We start from the raw sequence: 13013 nt of genomic DNA on the forward strand, positions 1-13013 counted from the left end.
AATTCTACAGACTTGTCAAGTGTTTTATGCAAAAAAAATGGGGGAATCAATAAAAATTAATGATACTAAAAATGAGTAATCACAGGAACTAGGGAGTTTCCGTGAAATCTCATTTTATAAAAGGGGGGGATGTATAGATGCAACAACCGCAAAGAAGTTCAGAAGTTATAGAGACAGAGGAAACTTGCGAATACAAGAAAAGCCTAGGATATTTTATAATAAAAAGAATAATTGACGTTATTGGATCTTTAAGCGGAGTTATATTAATAAGTCCGCTTATGATTATTGTTGCTATATGGATTAAGATTGATTCAAAGGGGCCTGTTTTCTTTGCTCAAAGTAGAGTTGGACGAGATGGAAAAAAATTTATGATGTATAAGTTTAGGTCTATGTGCAGCGATGCAGAGTGTCTTTTAGGGAAACTTAAAAATGAAAACGAGATGTCAGGACCTATGTTTAAGATGAAAGATGATCCTAGAATAACTAAGGTTGGTAAGTTTGTACGTAGAACAAGTATAGATGAACTTCCACAACTTTTTAATATATTAAAAGGGGAAATGTCGTTGGTTGGACCAAGACCAAGTTTGCCCAAAGAAGTAGTGCAGTTTACACCTTTTCAAAAACGAAGATTAATTGCTAAACCAGGCTTAACTTGCTATTGGCAGGTTAGAGGTAGAAGTGATGTTAGTTTTGAAGAGTGGATGGAAATGGATGTTGAATACATAGAAGAAAGAAATACATGGATAGATATAACCCTTATATTTAAGACAGTAGGAGTTTTGTTTGGAGATGAGGGTGCAAGGTAAGGTTAACTCTAAATTATAAGTTTAGAGTTTTTAGAATTAAGGAGTGGTTTGAACCTAGTAAATTATAAGAGGAGGAAATATAATTATGAAAGGTATTATATTAGCTGGAGGCTCAGGTACAAGGCTTTACCCTGTTACGCAAGCAGTATCAAAACAAATGGTGCCGATATATGATAAACCAATGATTTATTATCCGTTATCTGTATTAATGTTAGCTGGGATAAGAGAAATACTTATAATTTCAACGCCAAGGGATTTACCCGGTTTTAAGGAGTTATTTAATGATGGCAGTAAATTGGGACTTAAAATAGAATATGCAGTTCAGGAAAAACCTAATGGACTTGCCGAAGCATTTATAATTGGGGAAGATTTCATTGCAGGTGATAAGGTAGCTATGATTCTCGGTGATAATATATTTTGGGGACAAAGTTTTTCTCAAAGTCTTAATAAGGCTGCAGCTCTTGAGGAGGGTGCTATCATTTTTGGATATTATGTTAATGATCCAACTTCATTTGGAGTTGTTGAGTTTGATAGTGAAGGAAATGCACTATCACTTGAAGAAAAACCTGAAAACCCTAAATCTAAATATGCTATTACGGGATTATATTTTTATGATAACACTGTTGTAGAAAAAGTTAAAAAATTAAAACCGTCGGTGCGTGGAGAACTTGAGATTACCGATTTAAATAGAATGTACTTGGAGGAGCAAAAACTTAAGGTTAATTTACTTGGACGAGGGCTTGCTTGGCTTGATACAGGAACTCATGCCTCAATGCTTAAAGCTTCAAATTTTGTAGAGGCAGTTCAGAGTACACAAGGAACATATATATCTTGCCTTGAAGAAATTTCTTATAGAAAAGGGTGGATAACTATGAAAAAACTTAAGGCATTAGCTTTACCGCTTCTAAAAACTGGATATGGAAATTATTTAATGGATATTGCTATGGAATATAAAAAAACAAATATAGCGGCATTAAAAGAATTAGCTAATATTGAGCAAATAAAATAAATAATATATAACAAGGATAAAATTTGGAGGAAAACAATATGAAAACTTACCTAGTAACAGGTGGAGCAGGATTTATAGGATCAAATTTTGTTCATTACATGTTAAATAAATATTCAAAGGATATTAAAATAGTAAATTTTGACAAGCTGACTTATGCAGGAAATTTGGAAAACCTTAAAGAAATTGAAGACAGAACAAATTATACTTTTGTTCAAGGAGATGTATGTGATAAGGAATTAGTAGAGAAGTTATTTAAGAAATATGACTTTGACTATGTTGTAAACTTTGCAGCAGAATCACATGTGGATAGAAGCATAAAAGAACCAGAGATATTTGTTAAAACAAATGTACTTGGGACAGTAAATCTTTTAAACTGTGCAAAAAATGCATGGGAAACCCAAAATGGTTTTAAGAATGGTGCAAAATTCCTTCAGGTTTCAACAGATGAGGTATATGGTTCGCTTGGTGAATCTGGATATTTTGTGGAAACAACACCTATAGACTCACATAGCCCTTACGCTTCATCAAAAGCTGCCAGTGACTTAATGGTAAAGGCATATTCTGATACGTATAAAATGCCAATAAACATAACTAGATGTTCAAATAATTATGGAGCATACCAGTTTCCAGAGAAACTTATACCGCTCCTAATAAACAATTGTTTGCACCATGAAGATTTACCAGTATATGGAGATGGCCTAAACATTAGGGATTGGTTATATGTAGAAGATCATTGCAAAGCAATAGATATGGTAATAGAGAGTGGACGTCTTGGAGAAGTTTATAATATTGGTGGTCATAATGAAAAAACAAACATATTAATAGTTAATAGCATTATTTCATATTTAAATGAAAATGTAGATAAGGAAATAACACAAGATTTAATTAAACATGTTGCAGATAGATTAGGGCATGATAGAAGATATGGAATAGATCCGACTAAAATAAAGGATGAACTTGGATGGTATCCTGAAACTACTTTTGAGGTAGGAATAAAGAGAACAATTCAGTGGTATCTTGATAATAAAAAATGGATGAAAAATGTTACGACTGGAGAGTACCAAAAGTACTATAAAAACATGTATAAAGGAGTATAAGAAAAATAATGGGAAAATTTAAATTTATTGATACGGAAATAAAGGATTTATATATAATAGAACCTACAGTTTTTGGAGATAACAGAGGATATTTTATGGAGACATACAACTATGAGGAGTTTAAAGAAGCAGGGCTTAATATGGTTTTTGTTCAAGATAATGAATCTAAATCTAAAAAGGGAGTACTTAGGGGATTACATTTTCAAAGAGAGTATTCTCAAGGAAAACTTGTTAGAGTTCTAAGCGGCGAAGTATTTGATGTAGCTGTGGATTTACGGGCCGATTCACAAACTTATGGTAAATGGTTTGGCGTAATGCTGAGCGGAGAGAATAAAAGGCAGTTTTATGTACCAGAAGGTTTTGCACATGGGTTCCTTGTAACATCAAATGAAGCAACTTTTGTATATAAATGTACTAATTTATATCATCCTGAATTTGAAGGCTCAATTGCTTGGAACGATTTGGACATAGCAGTGGAGTGGCCACTAGCTGGTATAGAGGAAGTATTACTTTCAGACAAAGATAAAAAAGCACAAGGTCTAAAAGTTACAAATGTGATATTCTAACGACATTTTATGTCGTTATATTGCATATTTGAATAAGATGACCATCACCGTAGATAATAATAGTATTATAGATTATAATACAGCACTACAAATGATGGACAGCACCATAGGTGATGACTAACTTAAAGAGATAGGAGTTGCAGCTCCGAAGGAGATGATTTAATGAACAACCCCTTGATTTCAATTATAGTACCAATTTACAATGTCGAGGTTTATATAAGAAACTGTGTTGATAGTATACTAGGCCAAACATATGAAAATCTTGAAATTATACTTGTTGATGATGGATCCCCCGATAATTGTGGGGAAATTTGCGATGAGTATAGATCAAAAGATAAAAGGATAAAAGTAATACATAAAAAAAATGGCGGATTAAGTTCTGCAAGAAATGCTGGAATAGAGATTGCAAGTGGTGACTATCTAGGATTTATTGATAGTGATGATTGGATAGAAAATGATATGTATGAATCATTATATAATGCTTTGACTTATCATAAGGCTGATATTTCAGTTTGTGGTAGATATATTGTAGATGGAGATAGAATAACAACAATCTCAGATAGTGAAAAGGCTGAAGTATTTACAAGACGTGAGGCATTATCAGAACTAGTTCTTGATGAGTATAGTGGCATGAAAAACTTTGCATGGGATAAGCTTTATAAGAAAGAATTATTCGATGATATTAGATATCCAGAGGGAAAGTATTATGAGGATATATTTACTACATATAAATTGTTTTCAAAATCAAAAAAAATTGTGGATATAAAAAGTCCTAAATATTATTATTTGCTAAGAGGTGATAGTATCTGTGGTAGCAACACTGCTAGTAAAAGATATGATTATTGCTTAGCTAATATCAAGTGTTTAGAATACATAAAAAGCTTAGAACCACTACTGGGTGACATGTGTGACAAGCAGCTATTTAATAGATTACATTTTTGCTTAAATGATATGTTGTTGCTTGATTATGGCAAGAATGATTATGTTATTCAAATAAATCAAATTATAGATAAATTGAAACAAAACTATTCTATTTTAAAAAATAGTGATGAAATGGGATTAAAACAGAAACTTTCCTTAATGTTTATAGCTAATTATTCTAATTTCTATACTACAACTTACCCAAGGTATAAGGTAAACAAGACAAAAATCATAAATTTATTAAAACCAATTATTTCAAAAAGAGTTTTAAATAAAATAAAATATATTAAATTATGCGATAAAGGATCTAAAGAAACAAAATATTTATATGAAACAAAGGCCGAACAAAATCGTATTTTACTTATAGGAACACCTAATCATGGCAATTTGGGAGATCAAGCTATCGTATACGCGGAAAATAAGATGTTAGAGGATAATTTTAAGGACTTTACAATTATAGAAATTACTACTGTGGATCTAATTAAGCATATAAAAAATTTAAAAAAGAATGTTAAAAAAGATGATATTTTTATGTTACATGGTGGTGGAAACTTAGGAAATGAGTATTTCTGGGAAGAAGAAGGAAGACGAACAATCATTTCTGAATTTAAAGATAATAAAATCATTTTATTCCCACAATCAATATATTTCAAAGACACTGAAAATGGGAAATTAGAGTTTGATAAGACTAAAATGATTTATAATGCACATAAAAATTTAACTTTAATTGCAAGAGAAGATACATCATACAATGTTATGAAAGAAGCATTTCCCAGTAATAATGTAATTTTAACGCCAGATATTGTTATGTATTTAAATAAAACAAACCCGGTGCAAGAGCGAAATGGCGCTTTGCTAAGTCTTAGGAAAGATAGAGAAGGTGTTTTAACTCAAATACAAAAAGATGAAATTAAGGATATGGCCCAGAAAACCTTTGATAATATAATTATCACAGACACTGTGGCTGAGTATATTACAAATGAAGATAAAGTCTTAGAATATATGATTAATGTTAATCAAAGAGAAAAAGAATTAAATAAAAAATGGGACCAATTTAAAAAAGTAGAAGTAGTTATCACTGACAGGTTACATGGAATGGTATTTTGTGCAATTACATCAACACCTTGTATTGTTATCGCAAATTACAATCACAAAGTTAAAGATACATACGAGTGGCTTAAAGATTTGAATTATATAAAATTTGTAAATGATATAGAGGAGATTCCTGAATTGATAAAAGAACTTAAAGGGATTGAAATTAAAGGGTATGATAATTCATTCGCTATGAAGAATTATGAGAAAATATTAGAAGTAATGAAATAGAGGTGAAGTAAGATTTGAAAAATGGTATAAAAAAAGCAGTAATTATAACATACATAACTATAATACTAGGAAATGTAATTTCATTGATGTATACACCATTTATGTTAAGCAAGCTTGGGAAATCTGAATATGGATTATTTTCTTTAGTAAATTCAATAGTAGCTTATATTTATCTTCTAGATTTAGGATTTGGAAATGCAGTTATTAGATACAATTCTAAATATATGATAGAAAAGAATGAGGATGGACGAAAAAAAGTAAATGGAATGTTTTTATCACTGTATTTAATTTTAGGCTTGATATCCATGATTGTCGGAGTAATAATTTATTTCAACTTAGGAAAAATCATGAGTAAAAGTTTAAGTCTTGATGAGATTAATAGAACTAAGCAAATGTTTATGGTTGCTATAGTTAATATATCATTATCGTTTCCTTTAAGTATATTTAACTCAATAATAACAGCACATGAAAAATTTGTGTATATAAAATTAATTAATCTAATAAGAACAATACTTAATCCAGCGATTATGATAACTGTATTGTTATTTGGTTCTAAAGCGTTTGGAATGGTTATAGGATCAACGGTGTTTAATATCTTGCTTGGTCTAACTAATGTTTTTTATTGTTTTAAAATACTTAATTTAAAAATAAAATTTGCCGGATTTGATAAAGCACTATTTGCAGAAATATTTAATTACTCGTTTTTCGTGTTTTTAAGTGCAATAGCATATCAAATATATTGGAATTCTGATCAATTTATAATAGCAATGTTTGTTGGTGCAGCACCAATTGCTATATACGCAGTTTCATCACAATTTAATACATACTTTTTATCATTATCCAATGTTTTATCAAGTATGTTTTTGCCGAAGTTAACAAAGATGGTGGCTGGCGAGGAAAATAAAAATGACTTAATGAAATTATTAACAAAAATAGGTAGAATCCAATACTATATATGTAGTTATATTTTTGTAGGGTTTGTTTTAGTAGGAAAGCAGTTTATCATAACATGGGTTGGCGAGGGGTATTCATATTGTTATCTCATTGCAATAGTACTTATGTTTCCACAAATATTTTCAATTATTCAATCACTCTTTGCGACAATGCTAGAAGCAATGAATAAACATAGAGTGAAAGCGTACATATATCTTACCATTGCAATATTCAACATAATTATATCAATAGTACTTGTGAAAAAATATCAAGGTATGGGTTGTGCGATTGGTACTGCAATAGGCATGATCATAAATGCCGTAGCAAACAATATATATTATAAATTTGTTATAAAGCTAGATATAAAATTTTTTTGGATGAACATATTAAAATTAGTATTTCCAACAAGCATAGCATTTGGTTTAGGATTCTTAGCTTTGTCCCTGTTTAGTTTGACATCGTATATTTCGATACTGATGTTTGGTGCTTTATTCACAATAATATATTTCATGGTTTTTTGGGTTATGGGATTTAATAAATATGAGAAGAGGATCTTTATATCAGCTTTGAACAAAGGTCGGATTAAACAATAAATTTAAATCACTAGGAGTTTTAGACAAAATATTTAATGGGGTGTTTTAATGGAATTTAATAAACAACAATTAGTGTCTGTAATTATGAGTGTATATAACGAAGAAGAAAAATGGTTAATGCAGTCGATAGAATCAATATTAAATCAAAGTTATAGAAGTTTAGAATTTATTATTATTTTAGATAATCCGGATAATAAGAAGTTAGAGAATATAATTAAATTTTATAACAAAAAAGATTCTAGAATACGATTTTTTAAAAATGAAAAAAACATTGGATTAGTTAGGAGCTTAAATAAAGCTTTAACTTATGTTAATGGTGATTTTATAGCAAGAATGGATGCAGATGATATTTCAATAAAAAGTAGAATTGATAAACAAATGGAGTATATGGGAAGTCATCCAGATGTAGATTTTATGGGTGCTAGATGTATTAATATAGATGAAGAGGGCACGGAATTATATAGAGATGAAATTATGCCAGAGGATATGAAATTAATAAGGAGTTGCCTTCTAAATGTAGATTTTATTAATCATCCAACTTGGTTTTTTAGGAAAGGATGTATAGATAAAAATGAAGGTTATAGAGAAATTACATGTGCAGAGGATTATGACTTCCTATTAAGACTTATAACTAATGGATTTATACTCGGAAATACTAATGAGTTTTTAGTTAGATATAGAGTTAGACAGAGTGGAATATCCAAAAGTAATTCCCTACAGCAACTTTTATACTCAAAACACGTTGTTAAGATGTATAAAGATAGAGTTAAATACGGGCATGAAAAAGAAACAGTAGAAGATTTAAAAAACATTAAAATTAATGAACATCAAGAAAAAAGATATAGTTTAGCATTAGAAGGACTTACTAAATCAAAACTATATAAGAAGAAAAATAATATTTATAGAATTTATTTAATTTTAAAAAGCTGTATAAGTTCAAAATATTTACGAATTTTACTTACGGATATCACTTTTCATAAAGTTAAGAAACTAATGTATATAAAGAAGGTCAATTAGGGGGAATGTTTTTTTGAATAGAGTTGATGTCAGTATTATAATACCTGTTTACAATGTAGAGGAGTTTTTGCCAAAATGTTTAGATAGTGTTATTAATCAAACTATTGATAATAAAGAGATTATTGTAATAAATGATGGCTCTACAGATAATTGTTATGAAATACTTAAAAAATATAAAAAGAAATACCCTGAATTAGTTATTATAAATCAAAAGAATAGTGGTATTAGTAAAACTCGAAATGCTGGGCTGAAAGCAGCAAGGGGTGAATATATAGCATTTGTTGATAGTGATGACTTTGTAAAGGCTGATATGTTTGAAAAAATGTATAAAGCAGCTACTCGTGGAAATGCTGATATAGTTATTTGTAATTACATACTGTATAAAGAAGGACAAGATACTCAAGATTCTAATTATAACGAAGTAGAAGGAATTGATAAAGCAGGGTACATAGATAAAGGCGATGCTCTTAAGATGTTTTTATTAAATGATATCAAGGGTTATGTTTGGAATAAACTACATAAAAGAGAGCTTTTTCTTGATAATAAAATTTCATTTCCGGATTTTGTAGTATGTGAGGATACTCCAGTTGGGTTTTTATTACTTGCAAACGCAAATAAGATTTATTCAATGGTAGAACCACTTTACTATTATAGGCAAAGAGAGTTATCACTTACAAGAACATTTTCAATTAAATCAATGAAAGATATGATAGACGGATGTTATATAATGAGAGATTTTATAACAAAGAACCCACTTATTTATGGTGAGTTAATCGATTATTATAGAGTTTATTTGATAAAAACATTATGGGCTATACATAATAAATACTATATACAAAGCTGTGAAACTGGAGATAAGGAATGTTACTTTGAGTTTAAAGAAATAGTATCAAAAGAAATAGATAATATAAAAATTTCAGAAGTAATAAGTAATGATAAGTTATTACTTAAAGATAAAGTTAACATATTACTTATAAAGACAAGAACTTATGGTTTTATTTTCTCCATATTGTACAAGCTTAAAAATGTAATGAGATAAAACATTGCTATTATTACCAATAGAATTTTGAATAATTAAAGGTTATGATTAAAAGCACCATAGGTGATTATTAAAGTACCGATGGTGATTATTAAGGGGTGTTAGTATGGTGCAGATAAGTATTATAGTTCCAATTTATAATGGAGCAAAATATATCAAAGAGTGTTTAGAGATGATAATAAATCAAACATTTAAGGATTTTGAATTAATAATAATAGATGATGGATCTACTGATAATAGTAAGGAAATGTGCACGCAGTATGCAAAGATTGATTCTAGAATAAAATTAATTAGCAAAGAAAATGGAGGAACCTGGGCTGCCAGAAATAGAGGAATAGATGAATCCATTGGTAAATATATTATATTTTTAGATTGTGATGATTGGTATGAGGATAATTTATTTGAAAAAATGTATGAAAATATAAAAAACAATGATGTTGACTTAGTTATATCAGGCCAAACCAATGTTTTTGTAGATAAAAATGGAGAAATCATAAGAAAAACCACGGTATTACCTAATAAACATAATTTTAAGACAAAAGATGAAATTTTGGAAAATTATATTTTACTTAGAGAAGAAGAAATTGGAGATACTCTCTGGAATAAGATTTACAAATCAGAGATCATAAAAAAATATAATTTGAAATTTGAGAATTATAAACGTGGGGAAGACACAATATTTAATGCTAATTATTATCAGCACATAAACAAATGCACCGTCATTTCAGAAGCTTTATATAATTACAGAATTGAGAATGCAAATCCAGTATGGCTTAAATATTCAGAAAGTTATTTGGATATTGTGTCAAGCGAAAATGATACTATCGTAGGTAAACTTAAAGAGTGGGGTAAATACAATCAGGTAGCAATGCAGTACCAAGCAACTCATTTTACTTATCGTATAATTGAGTATTTTTATAGGATAGCTTACTCTAAAAGTGATTTAAGCTTGAAAAGTAAATTCAAAGAAATATTAAAATTATTAGATAATGAAGAAGTGAGAAAGAATTTAGACAATTCTAATGTGATTGGAAAATTCCATAAATTACTTATTAAGTTTATGAAATCAAAAAATGTTCTATTGATATTGTTTTTAGTAAGGATCAAATTGATATATAACAATATAAAAGGTCTTTAAATTACAAATTAATAAAATAATATTATAAAGAGAACAATGACCATGGAGGTATTAAAATGAACAATGAGACTACAAAAGGATATAAAGAATTTACAAATGTTATAAAAAGAGGAAAATGGATTATATTGCTGATAACAATATTAGCAACATTAACAGCAACTTTAATTACTTACCATTCAATGAAAAGTTCCAAACCGATGTATCAAACAATAACAAGTGTTGTAATAGGTAATAGAGCAGATATACTTGATGCTGTAACATTAGGACCTACATTTGAGCAAATTGCAAACTCAAGTACTATATCAAAGAATGCTTGCGCAATATTAAAGGCTACTTTACCTGTTTCTAAAATTCAAAAGAGTTATGAGATAACTGTATCAGCTGATGCTCCAATACTTACAATTACAACTAGTGGAGAATCGCAAAAGGAGTCTATGGCTATTTCTAACGCGGTCTTTACTTCTTTTTCAAAAGAAGTAAAGAGATTATATCCAACAGAGACAGTGAAAGTAATGGAAAGTTCAGCTCAGAATGATGTTGTAAACAATAAATTTAAAGTTCTAAATGTAATACTAGCATTTTTACTTGGATTATTCCTTTCTGTATTTATTGTAACCTTTATAGGGTTCTTTGATGAAAAGATTAGGAGTAAAGAGGATGTAGAGAAATATTTAGGACTACATGTTCTTGGAAATTTACCTAAAAGAAATAAGACACACATTTAATATAAAGTAGAAGGGAGCTGGATTTAATGGGAGAAACAAAATATACAGAGTATCTTAATTTAGATTCAATTAATTCAAAGGCATTTAGCGAATTAAAAGCAAATATACAGTTGCTAAACGCGGACAGTGAAAAAAAGGTTATTATGATAGCTAGTGCTGAAAGTAGTGAAGGCAGGTCAACCACTGCTGCATATCTTTCACTATCGCTTGCAAAAAGTGGTAAAAAAACTATACTTGTTGATTGTGATCTAAAAAAACCCAATATACATAATTTGTTTGATTTAACAAATGATAAAGGTCTCGTAAATTATCTATCTGGAGATGTATTGGCTGAAAAAATAATTAAGACTACGAGGCAAAAGAATTTATCTATACTGACCTCAGGTACAGTAATATTAAATTATGCGGAACTTTTTGTATCATCGAGATTTAATGAATTTATAACATCATTAAAGAAAAATTTTGATTATATAATTATTGATACACCTCCAATAAATTTAGGGGCTGATGTCGAGGCTTTATCAAAATACACTGATGGATGCGTTCTTGTTGTTAAATCAGGAAAAACAGAAAGAGAATCTGCTAAGAAAGCTAAAGAAATTCTTCAAAAGGTGGATGCCAATATTATAGGCGTATTTTTAAATAAAACTAACTAAAGGTAATTTTATAAAACAAAAATAGAGGTGTAAACAAATGACAGATATATTCATTATAGGGTCTAAAGGAATACCATCAAATTATGGCGGATTTGAGACTTTCGTAGATAAATTAACTCTTTATAAAAAAAGGCAGGATATCATGTATCATGTGGCCTGTTTAAATGTTAAAGAAGAAGAGTTTTATTATAATAAAGCAAGATGTTTTAATGTTAATGTAAAAGACATAGGCAGTGCCAAAGCAATACTATATGATTTGCAGGCTTTAAGCAAATCAATAAAGTATATTAAGGAAAAGAAATTATCTAATTCAATTATTCTTATTCTTGCTTGTCGCATTGGTCCATTTATATCATTTTACAAGAAACAACTAAAAGATTTGGGAATAAAGCTTTATATAAATCCTGATGGACATGAATGGAAACGTAGCAAATGGAGTATGCCAGTGAGAAATTATTGGAAGTTTTCTGAGAAATTGATGGTAAAACATGCAGATTTACTAATATGTGATTCAAGAGGTATAGAGGATTATATAAACACAGAGTATGCTGTGTATAAGCCTAAAACTACATTTATAGCTTATGGAGCGGAGATTGAAAGATCCAAGCTAATGGAGAAGGATGATGGTATAACAAGCTTTTTTGACGATTTTTTAATAAAAAGGAAAGAATATTATTTAATTGTTGGTAGGTTTGTACCAGAGAACAGTTATGAAACCATGATAAGAGAGTTTATGAAATCGGATGTTGATAAGAACCTTGTTATAATTACAAACGTCGAGAAAAATAAGTTTTATGAGAGGTTACTTAAGGTCACTAACTTTACTAGTGATAAGCGAATAAAATTTGTAGGAACTGTTTATGATAATGAACTTCTAAAAAAGATAAGAGAAGAAGCATTTGCATATATTCATGGACATTCAGTGGGAGGAACAAATCCTTCACTTCTTGAAGCATTATCGAGTACAGATATTAATTTGCTTTTAGATGTTAATTTTAATAAAGAAGTTGGAAAGAACGGAGCTATGTATTTTAGTAATGAAGATGGCAGTTTAGCATCTTTAATAAGCAAAACTGAAAAACTAACAGAAAATGAGACTTTAGCGATGTCTACAAGAGCTACAAATAGAATAAAAGATTTTTATTCTTGGGACAAGATCGTTCATGATTACGAAGAGCTTTTTTTATAAG

12 protein-coding genes are annotated in these 13013 nt (G+C 29.3%); all 12 read left to right on the forward strand.

What is annotated here, in order from left to right; translation table 11 throughout:
- Positions 1-137: 137 nt before the first annotated feature.
- The 12 genes from KPL37_RS06435 (at position 138) to cps2T (ending at position 13012) form a co-directional block, all read left to right on the forward strand.
- Complete coding sequence (locus KPL37_RS06435) at positions 138-806, forward strand: sugar transferase (RefSeq protein ID WP_216146868.1); 669 nt, start codon at positions 138-140, stop codon at positions 804-806.
- Positions 807-891: 85 nt separating this feature from the next.
- Positions 892-1815 carry a glucose-1-phosphate thymidylyltransferase RfbA gene (gene rfbA / locus KPL37_RS06440; RefSeq protein WP_216146871.1) on the forward strand — a complete coding sequence of 308 codons (924 nt, stop codon included), beginning with the start codon at positions 892-894 and terminating at the stop codon, positions 1813-1815.
- A 38-nt stretch (positions 1816-1853) separates the two neighbouring features.
- Positions 1854-2912 carry a dTDP-glucose 4,6-dehydratase gene (rfbB, locus tag KPL37_RS06445; RefSeq protein WP_216146873.1) on the forward strand — a complete coding sequence of 353 codons (1059 nt, stop codon included), beginning with the start codon at positions 1854-1856 and terminating at the stop codon, positions 2910-2912.
- Positions 2913-2920: 8 nt separating this feature from the next.
- A complete protein-coding gene (gene rfbC, locus KPL37_RS06450; protein WP_216146875.1) occupies positions 2921-3478 on the forward strand; it encodes a dTDP-4-dehydrorhamnose 3,5-epimerase in 558 nt (185 codons plus the stop codon).
- A gap of 162 nt (positions 3479-3640) precedes the next feature.
- Positions 3641-5722, forward strand: coding sequence for a glycosyltransferase (locus KPL37_RS06455; protein WP_216146877.1), 2082 nt, complete (start codon positions 3641-3643; stop codon positions 5720-5722).
- Between the two features lie 14 nt (positions 5723-5736).
- Positions 5737-7248 carry an oligosaccharide flippase family protein gene (locus KPL37_RS06460; RefSeq protein ID WP_216146879.1) on the forward strand — a complete coding sequence of 504 codons (1512 nt, stop codon included), beginning with the start codon at positions 5737-5739 and terminating at the stop codon, positions 7246-7248.
- Positions 7249-7296: 48 nt separating this feature from the next.
- Entirely contained in the window at positions 7297-8265 is a 969-nt protein-coding gene (locus KPL37_RS06465) for a glycosyltransferase (RefSeq protein WP_216146896.1), read from the forward strand.
- 13 nt (positions 8266-8278) lie between these two features.
- The gene (locus KPL37_RS06470) at positions 8279-9304 is read left to right on the forward strand and encodes a glycosyltransferase (RefSeq protein WP_216146898.1); all 1026 of its coding nucleotides are present in this window, start codon (positions 8279-8281) and stop codon (positions 9302-9304) included.
- Positions 9305-9410: 106 nt separating this feature from the next.
- Positions 9411-10442 carry a glycosyltransferase family 2 protein gene (locus KPL37_RS06475; RefSeq protein ID WP_216146900.1) on the forward strand — a complete coding sequence of 344 codons (1032 nt, stop codon included), beginning with the start codon at positions 9411-9413 and terminating at the stop codon, positions 10440-10442.
- A gap of 56 nt (positions 10443-10498) precedes the next feature.
- Complete coding sequence (locus KPL37_RS06480; protein WP_216146902.1) at positions 10499-11167, forward strand: YveK family protein; 669 nt, start codon at positions 10499-10501, stop codon at positions 11165-11167.
- Between the two features lie 26 nt (positions 11168-11193).
- Positions 11194-11823: a CpsD/CapB family tyrosine-protein kinase gene (locus KPL37_RS06485; RefSeq protein ID WP_216146904.1), complete on the forward strand. Its 630-nt coding sequence runs from the start codon at positions 11194-11196 to the stop codon at positions 11821-11823.
- Positions 11824-11860: 37 nt separating this feature from the next.
- Positions 11861-13012, forward strand: a complete 1152-nt coding sequence (cps2T, locus tag KPL37_RS06490) for a beta 1-4 rhamnosyltransferase Cps2T (protein ID WP_216146906.1) — start codon at positions 11861-11863, stop codon at positions 13010-13012.
- Position 13013 lies beyond the last annotated feature (1 nt).

The sequence above is a fragment of the Clostridium frigoris genome (assembly GCF_018861865.1).
GTDB classification, from domain to species: Bacteria; Bacillota; Clostridia; order Clostridiales; family Clostridiaceae; genus Clostridium_AD; species Clostridium_AD frigoris.

Excerpts from the sequence above, each read along its gene's own strand:
- KPL37_RS06435 (WP_216146868.1), top strand. The coding sequence starts at position 138 with ATGCAACAACCGCAAAGAAGTTCAGAAGTTATAGAGACAGAGGAAACT.
- rfbA (WP_216146871.1), top strand. The coding sequence starts at position 892 with ATGAAAGGTATTATATTAGCTGGAGGCTCAGGTACAAGGCTTTACCCT.
- rfbB (WP_216146873.1), top strand. The coding sequence starts at position 1,854 with ATGAAAACTTACCTAGTAACAGGTGGAGCAGGATTTATAGGATCAAAT.
- rfbC (WP_216146875.1), top strand. The coding sequence starts at position 2,921 with ATGGGAAAATTTAAATTTATTGATACGGAAATAAAGGATTTATATATA.
- KPL37_RS06455 (WP_216146877.1), top strand. The coding sequence starts at position 3,641 with ATGAACAACCCCTTGATTTCAATTATAGTACCAATTTACAATGTCGAG.
- KPL37_RS06465 (WP_216146896.1), top strand. The coding sequence starts at position 7,297 with ATGGAATTTAATAAACAACAATTAGTGTCTGTAATTATGAGTGTATAT.
- KPL37_RS06475 (WP_216146900.1), top strand. The coding sequence starts at position 9,411 with ATGGTGCAGATAAGTATTATAGTTCCAATTTATAATGGAGCAAAATAT.
- KPL37_RS06480 (WP_216146902.1), top strand. The coding sequence starts at position 10,499 with ATGAACAATGAGACTACAAAAGGATATAAAGAATTTACAAATGTTATA.
- KPL37_RS06485 (WP_216146904.1), top strand. The coding sequence starts at position 11,194 with ATGGGAGAAACAAAATATACAGAGTATCTTAATTTAGATTCAATTAAT.
- cps2T (WP_216146906.1), top strand. The coding sequence starts at position 11,861 with ATGACAGATATATTCATTATAGGGTCTAAAGGAATACCATCAAATTAT.